Annotated in this window: 12 protein-coding genes; 5 read left to right on the top strand and 7 right to left on the bottom strand. The window is 62.4% G+C overall.

Going from position 1 to position 14,674, the window contains the following annotated elements:
* Nucleotides 1-152 precede the first annotated feature (152 nt).
* Nucleotides 153-1,469, top strand: a complete 1,317-nt coding sequence (locus O9H32_RS22810; RefSeq protein ID WP_269868425.1) for a deoxyguanosinetriphosphate triphosphohydrolase family protein — start codon at nucleotides 153-155, stop codon at nucleotides 1,467-1,469.
* A gap of 235 nt (nucleotides 1,470-1,704) precedes the next feature.
* Nucleotides 1,705-2,538: a protein-glutamine gamma-glutamyltransferase gene (locus tag O9H32_RS22815; protein WP_269868426.1), complete on the top strand. Its 834-nt coding sequence runs from the start codon at nucleotides 1,705-1,707 to the stop codon at nucleotides 2,536-2,538.
* A gap of 175 nt (nucleotides 2,539-2,713) precedes the next feature.
* Here O9H32_RS22815 and O9H32_RS22820 read toward each other — a convergent pair whose 3' ends face one another.
* The 3 genes from O9H32_RS22820 to O9H32_RS22830 form a co-directional block, all read right to left on the bottom strand.
* Nucleotides 2,714-3,460, bottom strand: coding sequence for a metallophosphoesterase (locus tag O9H32_RS22820; RefSeq protein ID WP_269868427.1), 747 nt, complete (start codon nucleotides 3,458-3,460; stop codon nucleotides 2,714-2,716).
* A gap of 97 nt (nucleotides 3,461-3,557) precedes the next feature.
* On the bottom strand, nucleotides 3,558-4,046 hold the full coding sequence (locus O9H32_RS22825; RefSeq protein ID WP_269868428.1) for a hypothetical protein: 489 nt from the start codon (nucleotides 4,044-4,046) through the stop codon (nucleotides 3,558-3,560).
* A 210-nt stretch (nucleotides 4,047-4,256) separates the two neighbouring features.
* Nucleotides 4,257-4,745: a GyrI-like domain-containing protein gene (locus O9H32_RS22830; RefSeq protein WP_269868429.1), complete on the bottom strand. Its 489-nt coding sequence runs from the start codon at nucleotides 4,743-4,745 to the stop codon at nucleotides 4,257-4,259.
* Nucleotides 4,746-5,567: 822 nt separating this feature from the next.
* Here O9H32_RS22830 and O9H32_RS22835 point away from each other — a divergent pair.
* A complete protein-coding gene (locus O9H32_RS22835) occupies nucleotides 5,568-5,693 on the top strand; it encodes a hypothetical protein (RefSeq protein WP_269868430.1) in 126 nt (41 codons plus the stop codon).
* A gap of 102 nt (nucleotides 5,694-5,795) precedes the next feature.
* On the opposite strand, the gene O9H32_RS22840 is transcribed toward O9H32_RS22835, so the two are convergent.
* Together O9H32_RS22840 and O9H32_RS22845 are read right to left on the bottom strand one after the other, a co-directional pair.
* Complete coding sequence (locus O9H32_RS22840) at nucleotides 5,796-6,380, bottom strand: histidine phosphatase family protein (protein WP_269868431.1); 585 nt, start codon at nucleotides 6,378-6,380, stop codon at nucleotides 5,796-5,798.
* A 159-nt stretch (nucleotides 6,381-6,539) separates the two neighbouring features.
* On the bottom strand, nucleotides 6,540-7,442 hold the full coding sequence (locus O9H32_RS22845; RefSeq protein WP_269868432.1) for an alpha/beta fold hydrolase: 903 nt from the start codon (nucleotides 7,440-7,442) through the stop codon (nucleotides 6,540-6,542).
* 219 nt (nucleotides 7,443-7,661) lie between these two features.
* Here O9H32_RS22845 and nagZ point away from each other — a divergent pair, with 219 nt between their 5' ends.
* Nucleotides 7,662-8,948, top strand: a complete 1,287-nt coding sequence (nagZ, locus tag O9H32_RS22850) for a beta-N-acetylhexosaminidase (protein ID WP_269868433.1) — start codon at nucleotides 7,662-7,664, stop codon at nucleotides 8,946-8,948.
* A gap of 129 nt (nucleotides 8,949-9,077) precedes the next feature.
* Here nagZ and O9H32_RS22855 read toward each other — a convergent pair whose 3' ends face one another.
* The gene (locus O9H32_RS22855) at nucleotides 9,078-12,611 is read right to left on the bottom strand and encodes a PAS domain S-box protein (protein WP_269868434.1); all 3,534 of its coding nucleotides are present in this window, start codon (nucleotides 12,609-12,611) and stop codon (nucleotides 9,078-9,080) included.
* Between the two features lie 377 nt (nucleotides 12,612-12,988).
* On the opposite strand from O9H32_RS22855, the gene O9H32_RS22860 reads away from it, so the two are divergent.
* A complete protein-coding gene (locus O9H32_RS22860; RefSeq protein WP_269868435.1) occupies nucleotides 12,989-14,194 on the top strand; it encodes an MGDG synthase family glycosyltransferase in 1,206 nt (401 codons plus the stop codon).
* Between the two features lie 220 nt (nucleotides 14,195-14,414).
* Here the strand turns inward: O9H32_RS22860 and yhfH are convergent, their stop codons facing one another.
* Nucleotides 14,415-14,600 (bottom strand): protein YhfH, encoded by a 186-nt coding sequence (yhfH, locus tag O9H32_RS22865; protein WP_269868436.1) that lies wholly within the window; start codon nucleotides 14,598-14,600, stop codon nucleotides 14,415-14,417.
* Nucleotides 14,601-14,674: the final 74 nt, after the last annotated feature.

Raw genomic sequence — 14,674 nt, forward strand, 5'->3', positions numbered from 1 at the left:
TGTGGGGCTTCTGCGTGAGCCGGCCGCTTTTTTTGTGCGGGTGATCCTCACTTTCCATCCCGTCCGGGAGTATGATACAATGTCCAGAACATAATGTGATTGCTGTGTGAATAATAATGACATCCTATGCTCGGCTGCAAGGGGGAAGAGAGATGGACTTACGGAAACTGCGGCTTGATGAACCGTCGGCAGGTACGTTCAGTGAGGAACGGGAAGAATACGAGCGCGATTATGCAAGGCTGATCCAGTCCCCGGCCTTCCGGAGGCTGCAGGGCAAGTCCCAGGTGTTCGGCGCCGGTACGGGCGACTACTATCGCACCCGGCTGACGCACTCGCTGGAGGTATCCCAGATTGCCCGCGAGACGGCCCGCCGGATGGGCAACCTGTATCCGTTCCTGAGCCGGAGAGAACACCCGGGCCTCGTGCTGGATCCCGCTGTAGTGGAATGCGCCTCGCTGGCGCATGACCTCGGGCACCCGCCGTTCGGGCACAAGGGGGAAGAAGTGCTGGACCGGCTGCTGGAGAAGGAGCACGGCATGAAGTACGAGGGCAATGCGCAGAACTTCCGGATTCTGATGTTCCTCGAGAAGCGGGCGGGCAGCGACAGCGGCCTGGACCTGACGGCTGCGGTGCTGCTCGCTGTCAACAAGTACCCGTACTGTCTCGATGACCCTGGCAAGCTCAAGGGCTGCTACGCTATGGAGTGGGAGGGCATCACGGAGCTGCGGCACCAATGGAACATGCCGTCCGGCTGCTCGACCCTCGAAGCGCAGCTGATGGATTTGTGCGATGACATCGCCTATTCCACGCATGATATCGAAGACGGCATCCGCGCCGGCAAGATCGCGATGAACCGCACCTTCTTCGAAGAGGACCGCCTGGTGGAGCATCTCGTGCAGGAGATTGTCGACGACCAGGGGAATCTCGAAGTCGGCTGGGAGTCGGTGGATATCGAATCTATGGTCAAGCGGGTGCTGCAGGATTACCTCGAGCAGTGGGAGGAGATCTATGAGCAGTGCGGCCGGGAGTCGTCGCGCACCCGCCGGGAGATGAAGGCCCGCTGGGTCAGCACCTTCGCCGGCCGGGTCGGGATCATCGACGACACGGCGAGGGGCTGGAAGAAGGTCACCTTCGTCCGCGACGGCCAGCAGGACCTCGAGCTCCTGCGTACGATGGAGATTCTGAAGAAGCTGGCGTGGGTTACGCTCATCAAGGACTTCCGGGTCCAGCGGCTGCAGAAGCGCAGCGAGATCATGATCAAGCGGCTGTGGGACAGCTTCAAGGTGCCCGAGCAGGGAAGGATGATTATCCCGCCGGACTGGATCGACAACTATAAGCAGCACGGGAACAAATGGACTTGGCCGAGGTTCGTCGCGGATTACATCTCCGGCATGACGGACGCCTACGCCGAGAAGGTCTATGCGGAGCTGTTCGCCAGCAAATCCGGATCCATCTATGAGATGGACTAGGGAACCGTGATCCGAAACAGGGTCTGAGCGGTGAGGGCCCGGCATACAATGAAAGAGCGGAGTACGGCATAGGGCCGGACCGCTCTTTTTTGTCATGGCATGAGAAGCGGCCGGGGGATACCGATCTCGGCAGGGCATCCGCTGGGGAACCCTGCCGAGATGTCTGCTCTCGGCGCGGCGGACGGCCGAGGGGAGCCGCTTGAGCGCTGTCTCGCCGGTCAGAGGAGGGAAGGGCATGATTGTGCTGCCGGAGAGCAGCCTTAGCGTAAGCGCAGCGGTACAGGTATTGGCACCGCTGGAGCGGGAGATTTATGAGCAGAAGCAGCGCAGTCCCGTCGTGTTCGAATATCCGTCACTTGCGGCGCTCCAATTCGAGCTGCGGTTGAGGTCGGCCATCGTGGAGGCGGCGGTCGGCCTGCAGGAGAGCGATGCCGAGTTCGAATCGTTCAAGGAGTCGCGCTGCAACGAGGCGTATTGGACTCGTACGGCAGGCGGAGGATTCCGGCAGAGACCGGAGGTGCGCACCTCCGAGGCCATCCGGGATATATACAAGAACGGCAAGGCGTACGCCTTCGAGTGCGCTACGGCCGTCATCATTGTGTTATACAAAGCGGTGCTGGAGACGATCGGGGAGGCGGGCTTCGACCGGCTGTTCCGGCATCTGTTCCTGATGTCCTGGCATCACGATTCCCTGCTGCATCTTATCACGGTATACGGCAAGGGGGAGGTGTATCCCGGGGACACTCAGTATGTGAAGAACCCGGAGGTGAATCCCAAAGTCATCGAGTGGCAGGGGGAGAATGTCATCAAGCTGCGGGGGGACGCTTACTTCGGCCATGGAGTTGGGATCGGCAGGATCGACCTGTTCGTGAACAAGCTGAACCGGCACCGTCTTCCCGGCAGTAAGGTGTCCGCTTACCTGCTCGACGAGGCTACGTATCCGAACTTCTTCGCGCTGCTGGAAGCAGCGGGGGCGGGGCAGCTGCCGTCGTATCTTCCGCTCCTGCCGGTGCGCTCCCGCGGACGCATCGTGTCCCGCATCGGCACGCGTACAGCCATCTATCTGTAATAGCATCAGGCATGGGCCGGGCGGCCAGGGCGCTGGAGGCAGCGGGCTGGCGCTGCCGGTGAGCGCGGGTGCTCCTGTGATGCCGGCCGGTCAAGGCAGACGGCGGGCAAGATTCCTGGCGCCGGAAGGCTTGCCCGAGCATATGGCGGCAGGCAGAGCCGGGAGGGAACTGGCGTCAATCCGCCTGCAGCACCCAGCGGGTAGCCGAAGGGACATGGTGGGCGGCGTAATCGCCATTCTCCGTGATCTCCAGCCCATTCAGCCGGAAGCCGAACGGGCATCCGCCGTCGATGCCGATCTTGTCTCCTGCGAACCAAATGTCCGGGGTGCCGTGGATGTCGACGGTCTTCGTGTGGCCGAAGACTACGGTCCGGCCGGCGGTCACCGGGTGGGGCAGGAACGCCTCGCGGATCAGCAGAAACTCGCGGAGCGGCTGCTCGTGCCAGGGCGTGTATTCCGGATGCAGCCCGGCGTGCACATAAATATGGCGGTCGTCCTCCGCGTAGTAGGGCAGGCTGTCGAGGAAGGCGAGGTGCCCCTCCCAGGCCGAGCGGATCCGGGAGGCAGCGCGCCCCAGCTTATCGGCGAGCGAAGGGTCTGCAGGTCCGGCTGGCAGGTCGTCGGCCCCGTAGCTCTGCAGCGTCTGCAGGCCGCCGTGCTTCACGAACTTCTCCATATTCTCGGGACGGCCGAGCATCAGGTCGACGAAGCGCTGGTCATGGTTGCCGCGCAGCGCTTCCGCACCGCCGCGGACCAGGCGCATCACTTCTTCGACCACGCCCCGGCTGTCCGGCCCGCGGTCCACAAAGTCGCCGAGCAGAAGCAGGCGGTCGGCATCCGGGCGGTACGCCATCTGCCGCAGCAGGGCATGGAGCTCTGCAATACATCCATGGATATCACTGATGACAAGAGTTCGGGTCATGTTCATTCCTCCTGGGGGTGGCAGAACGGAGTCTGCGTGAGTTGGGGGATCCGGGGAGCGGTTGCTGGCTGCCGCTGCTGCGGGTCTTGCTTCTGGCTTATCCGCGGAGCTCCTGGATATACCGGAGGAGTCCGGCTGCGATCAGCAGAAGGCCGGACACCCCCCAGATCAGCAGCCCTGCGGCAAGGCGCAGGAAGGGCCCGAACAAGACGGGGACCGTCATCACGAAGCCGACCGTCAGCAGGGCCAAGACGATCTCGGTCCCGGCCAGAATGAAGCCGAGTCCGAGCAGTCCGTGCGCTCCGGGTCTGCGCTGCCTGTACCTGAGCACGAATAACGTCAGCAGCGCCCAGACGAGCCCTCCGAGCAGGAACGACGGGAGGTGGAACTCGTAAGTAACTATATCCCCTTCACCGAGCAGGCCCTTCACCAGGAACTGGGGTCCGGTGAGCAGGTTCGCAGCCACGGGATACAGGTCCCCTTGGTTGGCCTGATCGGCCCGACCCGCGAGCAGGGAGGCGCAGCAGGTCAACAGGCTGTAGAGCAGCAGGGAGAGAACCATCCCTGTGATTCGTCTTCGGGTCATCGTGCAGTCCTCGCTTCCAGGTATTCCTTGTGACTTATCTATCTACTATACCATGCCGGCAGCAAGAACGGACCCCTCCATATGGGAAGCGTCCGTTCTTGCTGCCGGCATTAACATTCGACGTAGAAGGGCTCGGGGCTGCACAGGAGCAGCAGCCCGCCCGATTCATTCCGCACAAGGGCAGCAGTCGGGAGATAGGTTCTGGCGGCATTACCACCCCTTCTCATCTCCGGGCGTGGCCAGCGGTACGTAGACGTCCACTTCCCCAGGCCAGACCGGACGGTCGAAGCTGTAGAACTCCAGCGCGAGCGCGCGAGTGTCCTTGTGCAGGCCCTGGGCGAGCAGGCTGTTCTCGATCTCGAGATAAGGGTCCCCCTCCGAGCGGACGGCCGCATAACGGTGCGGAGGGATCGTGAAGCCGACCATCCCGCCGGGGACCGTATCCAACGAGCCCACTTCCATGCAATAGAAATAAGTGAAGAGCGCCTCACTGGAAAAATGGGGGCATACATAGCGCCCGGGGGATAAGGGGTTCGGAATTTCATGCCGCCGCCGCAGGAATTCCTCCCGGACGCGGTGGACGGAACGCGGGCCGTCCCTGCCGGGCTCGAAGGGCACGGTTATGGGCAGGCCGATGAACCGTTTCATTTCCAGGGCAATGAGGTGGACTCCCGGTGTCGACAGAACAGGGTAGGACATGGCGAAGTCTCCTTAATAAGCAAAGTAGGTGTAATGGCACGGATGTACCGGTGGGGAACGGAAGCAGACGTAATTATGTAAGCGCAACCAAAACAAGGGGTGTTCTCATGATCGAACGGGACGGAAGCCTCGATGGACTCCGGGGAAGCTGTACCGGAATCGCTGGTATCATCGCATGGAGAAGACGTGGTCCGGCAGGAACGGACGGATGAACGGAATAAGGAAATGAATGTTGTGAAATGGTTAATATATCCAATATTTCTATCATAACATACCTGGGGCTGAACGACAAAAGCCCTTTTGTGAAAGAATCGTGACCGATTCTGACCAAAGGATGCTTCTGGCAGACCGCCGGGGAGGGCCGCCGCAGCGAGAAGAGGCTCCCATGCAGACTCACCCCGTCCTGCCGGCACCGTGGGTACGGCAGCCAAAAGCCTCCGTCCGGCTGGGCCGGAGGAGGCTTGGAAGATTGTACCGAAAGATTGGGAAGCCAGCAGCAGGGAGCTGGCGATGAGGAGGTTTTTGCGGTGGGAGCGGTTGGATGTCAGGCGTACTTGTCATCTCCTAGTGTTCATGAATTGGGGTGAGGATAGGTAGAAGGGAGGGTGATGCGCGGGAGACACGTGGGGTACCGCCCTGGGGGGGCTGTTGTATCGGTCGTTCGTTGATTCCGTTGTTGTGCCGCAGCTGCCGGACGGGCCGGCTCGCTCGTTGCAGCGCTTATACCTATCGTAGCCCGGGAGGAAGTCATATGACCACTGACTCCTGTCACAGGTTTAGTCATGGAAATATTTGTGGGGGGCGGCCGAGGGGAGAGGGCGAATGGGAAAAAGGGTACACAAAAAGACGTTTCTCTTGGCGGAGAAACGTCTTGGAGTGCTGGAAGAGCAGCCCGGAAGACTGCTCTATGCTGCAGGTAAGGAGGGAGGTGCCGGTCTGCTGCCTTAGGAAAGCAGGGTGTGCGGTGCGGGAATCCTCGGCCCGGTCTTCGCAGCCTCGACCCCGGCGGGGATGCCGGCAGCCTCTTGCAGCGGCGCAGCGGCCCGGCGGCTACGCCTCCGTCCACAAGCGGGTGACCGCATGCAGACGCAGCCCCTCCCATTCGGTCTTATAGATGTCGGGCATAGAGGTGTTCTGCCAGAAAGCGAAGTCGAAAGCGGGGCTCCACGCCCCGAGGATCAGCGTCATGATATCGCCGTGCGTACCGATGGCGAGCCTGCGCCCCGGGTACGCCAGAAGCAGCCGCTTCAGAACGGCCGCCCCCCGGCGCTGGGCTGCGTCGCTGGATTCCCCGCCGGGGTAACGGTGCTGCGGATCGGCGAACAAGGTGCGCTTGGCCTCATGGAAGGCCTCGGGCGAAGAGAACAGGGGCTCCGCGGACAGCGTACGCTCGCGCAGGTCTTCTTCGATCCGGATCTCTTGGCGCAGGAGCTCGGCCAGGGGCTGCAGCGTTAAGACGGCCCGGCGGTACGGGCTGGAGACCAGCAGCTCGATTCCTTCGCCTGCCAGCCGCCCGGCTGCTCTCCGGGCGGCTTCTTCCCCGCGGGGGGACAAGCCGCGTTCCCGCTCCCGCTCCGGGGTATAGGGAGATTTCGCGTGCCGTACCCAATAAACGGTAGTGGTGACTGCAGTCATTCTCATTCTCCTTCCATGCCGCATGTCGTTCTGATCAAGCTCCAAGTTCCGATCAAGCACAAAGCCCCAATCAAGCACAAAGCCCCGATCAAGCTCCGGCACCCTTGCCCTTCCCTGCGGGCGTGGGCACGTCCGCCGAGAAGTTCAAGTCGGCATGCCTTAGCGGGTCCGGCTGAACAGGGCGATCACCGAGCTGACGACGAGGCCGGGATTCTCGGTATGCAGGTAGTGGCCGCTGCCCGGGTCGGTGATATGAACCGAGTCGTTCGACAGGGAAGCGAGGCTCCGCTGCAGCTGAGCCCAGCGGGCTTCTCCGTCCGTGAAGACATCGGGGTACCCGTGATTGCCGCCGGACAGTACGGTAATCGGGAGGCCGCGCAGGAAGTCGGCTTGTCTGCCCTGGTCGATCTGACGGTACGTATTGTCCACGTCCGGATAATAATGCCCTTCCAAGCCGCCGGACGTCACAAGGTCATCTTCGACGATCTCCACCCGGGTCTGCGCGTCATACTCGGCGAACAGCACGTCCTCCATGTGCTCATGGGAAGCATCGACGAAGACCAAACCCTTCACCGAACCCGGGTACAGCCGGGCATATTGCCGGATATACAAGCCGCCCATGGAATGGCCGACGAGCACCAAGGGGCCGCTTACGCCGGCACGCTCCAGCAGCGTGTGGAGCCGGTTAGCCGCATCCATGGCAGAGTAAGAGGCTTCCGGCGGCGCATCGCTGGCCCCGATGTGGGCCCGGTCGTAGGTGACGACCCGGGTGACCTTGGACAGCTCCGACGCTGCGGCATCCCAGATACCGGAAGCATCGCCGTAACCGTTCTCAAAGACCACGGTAGGCAGATTGGCCCGGCGCGCGCCCCTTACCGAGATATACAATCCGTAGCCGCCGATGTCGACCTTGCCTTGGAAGGTCGGACTGTTCTTGGCATCGGTGGCGGGTTCGTCCCCTCCGGATGAAGGGAGGCTCTCCGCCGCCAGTGCGGGGAGGGAGAACAGTTGGGCCGCCAAGATCAGGGATAAGGCCGCTGGAACAAGGGAGCGTTTCATCATAAGGAGCCTCTTTTCATTGGAAAATGTTGATACATGTCGTATCGAGCCGACGGCATGAATTGTACCTGATCCCGTGGATGAAGTAAAGTTAACTGGAGCGGGGAACGGCATGTTTTGGCCGGCTCCGGCTGGGCAAGGATAGGAAAGCAGGAGAAATCTGCGGAGAACCTCGGATTCACAACTTTAGAATAGGCGTAAGGGAAAGGAGTGTGCCGACCGGTGAGGAGAGCACAATGGTTCTTCTGTCTGCTCGGGTTGCTCGCCGCCGCAGGTATGGAAGGCTGCGGAGCCCGGGCACTCGCCCCCCCGGGCGGGGAAGCGGCGCAGGTGCGGCCAGGGCAGCCGCAGTCCGCTCCGGAAGAGGCTGCTGAGCCTGCAGTGAAGGCGAAGGATGAGATTCTGGAGCAGGTGCAGGCCATGTCGCTGGACGAGAAGGTGGGCCAGCTGCTGCTCGTCGGGCTGGATGGTACGGCCGCGGACGAACATGCACGGACTTGGATCGGGACGTATCATGCGGGTGGATTCATCTTGTTCCGCGACAATATACAGAACGCGGCCCAGCTGCTGAAGCTTGCCGGCGACCTCAAGGAAGCGAACCGGCAGCAGGAGGGGGTGCCCTTATGGATGAGCTTGGACGAGGAGGGCGGCCGGGTCAGCCGGATGCCGGAGGAGCTGGCCAAACCGCCGTCTGCGGCAGCCGTAGGGCGGGCGGACAAGCCCGCCGCCTCCCTGGCGGTCGGCCAAGCCGTGGGGCGGGAGCTCGCCGCCTTCGGGATGAATATGAACTTCGCCCCCGTCCTCGATGTGTTCAGCAATCCGGCCAATACCGTCATCGGGGACCGGGCGTATGGCCGGGACCCGGCGCTGGTCGGGCGTGTCGGCATCCAGACGATGAAGGGGCTGCAGTCGCAGCAGGTGACGGCGGTGGTCAAGCATTTTCCCGGGCACGGGGATACGCTTGCCGATTCGCACTACGGGCTGCCCGTGGTGAACCATGATCTGGAGCGGCTGCGCTCGCTGGAGCTGAAGCCGTTCGCCGAGGCGATCCGCAGCGGTGCCGATGCCGTGATGGTCGCCCATATCCTGCTCCCGAAGCTGGATGCGGAAGCTCCCGCGTCCCTGTCGCGCCGGGTTATCACCGGCCTCCTGCGGGAGGAGATGAGCTTCGGCGGGGTCGTCGTCACCGACGATCTCGTCATGAGCGCCATCACCAAGCGCTACAGCTTAGGAGAGGCCGGAGTGAAGGCCGTGGAGGCAGGCGCCGATGTGCTGCTCGTCGGGCACGGCTATGAAGCCGGCACGGAGGTGTTCTCGGCGGTGAAGCGCGCCCTGACGGAAGGCGTGATTACCGGGGCCAGGCTGGACGAGAGCGTCGCCCGCATTCTGCGGCTGAAAGCGAAGTACCGTCTGCGCGACGAGCGCCCCGGCGCGGTGGATACCGCCGCGCTGAACGAGCAGCTGCGCAGTGCAGTGAAGCAGCTCGAGGCAGGCAAGGCCGGCCGGTAACCGGACTCGTCCGCTCCTGCTCTCTTATAAAGGAGGGGGGCAGGTGCAAATCCGCCATACACGAATCCATCGATACTTATAACGATTCGGGGGCACAAGAAGGAGCCGGGACGGCAGCGTTCCCGGCTCTTAGCCCTGTTCCTCTTCCCTGTCCGGCCTGAGCCGAACCTGCACCCTGCGCAGGAGCGTCCGCAGCTCCCCCGTATCGAGCGGCTTCGCGGCCACGTACGGTATACCAGCCTGGGTATACCGCTCCAGTTCCTCCTCGGGCGCCCCGGGAGCCACCCCGACGATGACGGGCCGCCGGCTCGGAGGCAGCAGGGAGTGCATGCGGGAAGCGGCGGTGACCCCGTCCATAACCGGCAGCATCGTACTCATCAGCACGAGATCGTACTGCTGCCGCTGCACGGCCTTGACCGCGGCCAATCCGTTCGGCACGGCATCCGCCTTGTGCCCGAGGCGCTCGATCAGCCGGCTCAGCCGGATGCGGGCCGCCGCGGTTTCTTCGGCGACGAGAATGCGCAGTGTGCCGTCCGTCTCCTCTGTTCCGCGGGTTCCGCTTCCTCCGGCCTCCCTCTCAGCCGCGCCGGGGAGGGCGGACGCTTCCTCAACCGGCAGACCGCCGGCATCCTCCTCGGGGAAGAGCAGGCTGACGGTGAAGACGGAGCCAGCCCCTTCCGTGCTTTCGACCGCGATGGAACCGCCCATCAGCTCCACGAGTCTTTTGCAGATCGCAAGGCCGAGCCCCGTCCCGCCGTATTTGCGGTTGATGCCGGGGTGCACCTGGGAGAACGACTGGAACAGGTGATGCCGCTTCTCCGCCGGGATGCCGATGCCGGTATCCTCTACGGCGAAGTCCAGCATCCGCGCCCCGGGGAGAGGCAGAGGACGGCTGCGGACCGTCAGGGTAACCGTGCCGGACTCCGTGAACTTCAGCGCATTGCCGACCAGATTGATCAGAATCTGCTTCAGCCGGATGGAATCGCCGAGCAGCGGCGGCACATCCTGATCGATCTCCCCCCGCAGCAGCAGCCCTTTCTCCGCCGCTTTCGGCCCGAAGAGATCCAGCACTTCGCTCGCAGCGGTCTGTACCTTGAATCCGTGATGCTCGAGCGCCATCTTGCCGGCCTCGATCCGGCTGAAGTCCAGAATATCCCCAAGAATATGCAGGAGGGAGCTGCCGCTCTGGCGGATGATCTCCGCGTACTCCCGCTGTTCTTCCGTGAGCTCCGTGTCGAGCAGAATCTCGGTCATCCCGATAATCCCGTTCATGGGCGTCCGGATCTCATGGCTCATGACCGCGAGGAATTCCGACTTCGCCTCGGCTGCCCGTTCGGCCGATTCCTTGGCCTGGATGATCTCCCTCTCGTTGGTCGTATCCGTGAACACGACCACCGCGCCCACGAGCTGTCCTTGATCATAGATCGGGTGCGTCCGGTACTCCGCGAGGAAGGAAGAGCCGTCCTGGCGCCAGAACACTTCGTCGGTCACATAACGGGAGAGGCCGTCCCGCGCCGTCAGGTAGATCGGGCATTCCCTGCGCGGATAGGGGCTGCCGTCGGGCTTGGAATGGTGGACGGAGGCATGGATCCGCAGTCCCGTGAATTCCTCCGGCGTATAGCCGAGCATATCGGAGGCGGCCGGATTGAGGAACACGCCGCGCCCGTTCAAGTCCACCCCGTAGATCCCTTCGGCGACCGAATTCAAGATGAGCGTATACTGGTTGCTCAGCTTCTGAATCTGCTCTACATACCGTTTGCGCTCCGTAATATCGCTCGCAATGCCGTATACTCCTACGACTTCCCCATTCACTACAATCGGCACATCCTGAATATGGACGTCGATCTCTTCCCCCCGTTTGCTCTGGATCCGAAGCTCGTAATTCTGCGGCACCCCTTGGCGCGCGCGGGCAAAATGCTCCCTCGTCTTATCCAGATCCCTAGGGTCCACGAGCAGGGAGGAGGTTCTCCCCAGCAGTTCTTCCTGTCCGTAACCGCTCAAGTTCTCCAGCGATCCGTTAATGCTCGTATACCGGCCCTCGAGATCGAGCGAATAGATCGCGGAAGGGTTATAGTCGAAGAGCGACTTGAACCGCTGTTCGCTTACCTGGATACGCTGCTCCGCGAGCTTGCGGTCCGTGATGTCGCGGGAGACGGTGATGATCTCCTGCGGCTCGCCGCTGTCCCTGCCGAGTACATAACGGACGGTCGTCTCGAACCAGATATAGATGCCGTCCTGGCGGCGGATCCGGAATGTGAGCAGGCGGGGTTCGTCCCCGTACGCTTGCCGCTTCTGAAACGAAAGCAGGTGGTGGGCATCGTCAGCGTGGATGAAATCGTAGGGACTGCATCCGACGAGCTCCGACGGATCGTAGCCCAGCAGCCGCCGGCTGGCCGGGGAGACATAGAGGTAGCGGGCTTCCCCGTGTGCGGACATCCGTGCGATCATATCCAGCGAATGCTCCGAGAGCAGCCGGTGCGTCCGCTCGCTCTCCCGCAGCCGGAGCTCCATGCCTTTGCGTTCCGTAATGTCCTGCGTCGTCCCCATCATGCGGCAGGCGCTGCCGTCCTCCTGCCGGTAGAGGTCCCCTTGAGCATGAATATGCCGAATCTCCCCGCAGGGGCGGACAATCCGGTAATCACAATTGTACGGAACGCCTTGGAGTCCGAGCTGCAGGGCGTCTTGTACCGTATCCCGGTCTTCGGGGTGCAGGCAGGAGAGGAATACTTCGAATGAAGTCACCTCCCGCCCAAATATACGGTGAAGCTCCGCAGATCCCTCCAAGCGGTTCGTGCCCACATCCCACTCCCATGAGCCGATGCGGGCGATCCGCTGCGCCTGGGCCAGGTTCTCCTCACTCTTCAGCAGATGCTCCTCCATCTTCCGCCGGTGGGTTACGTCGCGTCCGATCCCGAGGTAATACTCGATCTCTCCGCCGCTGCCGCGGATGGCTTTGTAGGCCGTCTCGATCCAGATGTACAGCCCGGAGGCATGACGGATCCGGAAAGTAACGATGTCCTCATCCCTATGGGAGTGCTCCTGCATCGCAGCGGCATCGTCCGGATGGTACAGGGTGTCGATCCGGGTGCCTTCGAGTTCCTCCGGCTCGTAGCCGAGCAGCCGGCGCACCGAGGGGGAGATATAGCGGCAGATGCCCTCCGGCGTCGAATACGAGATGATATCCTGCGCGTGGGTGGAGATGAGCTGGTACCTCTCTTCGCATTCGGTCAGCCTCCGCCGGCTTTCCTTCTCCTCGGTGACATCCCGAGCGATCCCATACACCCCTACGACGGCACCGTCCCGGCAAATAGGAACATAGGTGATCTCCAGCTCCGCCGCACCTCCGTCTTTGCGGTCCATACGCAGCAGGAAGGGAGAGGAAGCGCGGCCAAGGAGCGCTGCGGAGAACCGCTCCTTCTGCTCCGCACGAGGGGACGGGTCGCGGAGAAGCTGCCCGGCAACCGCTCTGCAAGCTTCGTCCGGGGCATATCCCGTGACTCTTTCAGCGGCCGGATTCGCATACAGATACCGTCCCTCCCGGTCCATCAGGAAGATGGCGTCCGGGTGATGCTCGAAGAGGGACGTGTCGATGTGTGGGACAGGTAGCGATGCCAAGGGTTGGGTGAGGTCGTCAGGCAAGCCGATCAATTCCTTTCCTTCCATGCGCGCTTGCTGCACCGGGGACTGGGAAGACGGTTCTCTGCAAGTGCGGTGCGCGCGGGTTCTCTTATAATTTAATAAAGACTTTGGGGAGGATTGAAACACAAGGAGGGTACGGAAGGGAGGAAACCGGTAGGGAAAAGCTTCCAATCGCATGCATCGGGGGGCGCTTTGTGGTACGATGGGGGAAACGGCAGGAGGCTGGGCTTGGAAGGTCCTTGTTGATCCCGCAGGAACACCCGGCGTCCCATTAAGAAAAAATTAAGATTTGCGAGAGGGAATTGTTCAGAAGTTACGTTTAATATAATAGATACGGAAACGGAAATCGCCCGGAAGAGAGAGAGAAGGGCGGTACCTGAAAGAGTGCAGGGGGTACGTTCATGGAATGGAGTAAGGGGACGGCGCAGCGGCTCCGGGTACTGGTGCTCTCCGGCAATCTGGGGGACGGCCACCGGCAGGCGGCCAAAGCTTTGGCGGAAGCGTCCCGGCTGGGAGCAGGCGGAGCGGTGGATACGGAAGTCGTCGACTTCATGCAGCGCGTGTATCCCCAGCTGCAGCACGTCGTGAAATACGGGTTTCTTAAGATGGTGGAAAAAACGCCGTCGCTTTACGGATATCTCTATCATAAAACGAAATATGACGAGGGGCTGTCCCCCTTGTTTTCGCTGTTTCTGCGGCTCGGGCGCCGCGAGCTGCTCCGGCTGGCGGCCGAATACCGTCCGGATGCGATCATCTGTACCTTTCCGCTGGCCGCGGCGGCAGTATCGCTCCTGAAGGCGGAGGGAAGGCTCTCCGTGCCGCTGGTGACGGCTATCACGGACCATACGGATCATGCGTTGTGGCTCAATCCGTGCACGGACCTGTATCTGGCCGGCTCCCAGCAGGTGGCGGCCGCGCTGCGGGCCCGGGGGATTCCATCCGCCCGGATCACCGTCAGCGGCATTCCGGTCGCTCCCCGGTTCTACACCAAAGAGGACCGGTGCCGCACCCGCACGGAGCTCGGTCTGCGTCCGGACCTGCCCGTCGTGCTCGTCATGGGCGGAGGCGGGGGGCTGCTCAGCGACGGCATCCGCTCGCTGCTGCGGTCGGAGGAAGTGTGCTGCAGCGTACAGCTGGTCGTTGTCTGCGGCAGCAACCAGGCGGTGAAGCGGGAGCTGGAAGCAGAGCGGCTCCGCCGGCCGGAAGGCCAGGTCCGGCTGCTGGGCTTCGCGGAGGATATCCACCGGTGGATGGCGGCGGCGGACCTGCTGCTGACGAAGCCCGGCGGCCTCACCACGTCGGAGGCCGTAGCCAAAGCGCTGCCGATGCTGCTCTACAAGCCCATCCCCGGCCAGGAAGAGGACAATGCCGCCGTGCTGGAGCGGGCCGGCGTTGCCGTGCTGGCCTCCGGCGGTGGCTCCTTGACGGACCAGCTGCTGAAGCTGGTCCGCGATCCTGCCCGCCTGGCGCAGATGCGGGCCCGGGCGGAGGCCTTCCGCATCGCGCGGCCCGCCGAGCGGGCATGGGAGGCGGTGCTGGCGCTGCATCCGCAGGGACAGACGGGCCTTGCGCCCCGGACCGAGCTCAGCATGCGCAAGGCCTGGTAGGCAGGGGCCGATGCTGCGGCCCTTCGCTTGAGGGGCAGCCTGCTGCGCTGGGGATCGTGTACGCTTGCGATGATGTGGATACATAAGCAAGGGGCCTCATCAGAATAAGGCTTCATCGGAATAAGACCACATAAGAATGGTCACATACCAAAAACACCCCTTCGAAAGCGAAAGGGGCGCTTTGGATATGGGACCTTCAAGGACGGGGAACAGGTAGGAGTTATTCGCCCCCGTGGGGCGTATCGGCTGGGGAACGGGTAACGGGACTGAGCGGGTAGAAGGTGACGCCGCGGCAGGAGGGACAGGTACAGCTGTAACAGTCCGCCATCTCCTCCATCGATTCGCCGCACGTATCGCAGCATTTGAGAGGCAGGTTCTCGTAGAACTCGCTTGATCGCATTTGCATGTTGCCATCACTCCCTTTTGTCCAGGATACCTTCACTATACAAGATATCATTTGGGAATGTAAGCGATTTCTTG

It is taken from the genome of Paenibacillus caseinilyticus, assembly GCF_027533645.1.
GTDB classification, from domain to species: domain Bacteria; phylum Bacillota; class Bacilli; order Paenibacillales; family NBRC-103111; genus Paenibacillus_G; species Paenibacillus_G caseinilyticus.

What these genes read in the sequence shown, in the direction of transcription:
- O9H32_RS22810 (WP_269868425.1), top strand. Translation starts at nt 153, where the DNA reads ATGGACTTACGGAAACTGCGGCTTGATGAACCGTCGGCAGGTACGTTC.
- O9H32_RS22840 (WP_269868431.1), bottom strand. Translation starts at nt 6,380, where the DNA reads ATGACTGCAGTCACCACTACCGTTTATTGGGTACGGCACGCGAAATCT.
- O9H32_RS22835 (WP_269868430.1), top strand. Translation starts at nt 5,568, where the DNA reads ATGGGAAAAAGGGTACACAAAAAGACGTTTCTCTTGGCGGAGAAACGT.
- O9H32_RS22860 (WP_269868435.1), top strand. Translation starts at nt 12,989, where the DNA reads ATGGAATGGAGTAAGGGGACGGCGCAGCGGCTCCGGGTACTGGTGCTC.
- yhfH (WP_269868436.1), bottom strand. Translation starts at nt 14,600, where the DNA reads ATGCAAATGCGATCAAGCGAGTTCTACGAGAACCTGCCTCTCAAATGC.
- O9H32_RS22815 (WP_269868426.1), top strand. Translation starts at nt 1,705, where the DNA reads ATGATTGTGCTGCCGGAGAGCAGCCTTAGCGTAAGCGCAGCGGTACAG.
- O9H32_RS22820 (WP_269868427.1), bottom strand. Translation starts at nt 3,460, where the DNA reads ATGACCCGAACTCTTGTCATCAGTGATATCCATGGATGTATTGCAGAG.
- O9H32_RS22830 (WP_269868429.1), bottom strand. Translation starts at nt 4,745, where the DNA reads ATGTCCTACCCTGTTCTGTCGACACCGGGAGTCCACCTCATTGCCCTG.
- O9H32_RS22845 (WP_269868432.1), bottom strand. Translation starts at nt 7,442, where the DNA reads ATGATGAAACGCTCCCTTGTTCCAGCGGCCTTATCCCTGATCTTGGCG.
- O9H32_RS22825 (WP_269868428.1), bottom strand. Translation starts at nt 4,046, where the DNA reads ATGACCCGAAGACGAATCACAGGGATGGTTCTCTCCCTGCTGCTCTAC.
- O9H32_RS22855 (WP_269868434.1), bottom strand. Translation starts at nt 12,611, where the DNA reads ATGGAAGGAAAGGAATTGATCGGCTTGCCTGACGACCTCACCCAACCC.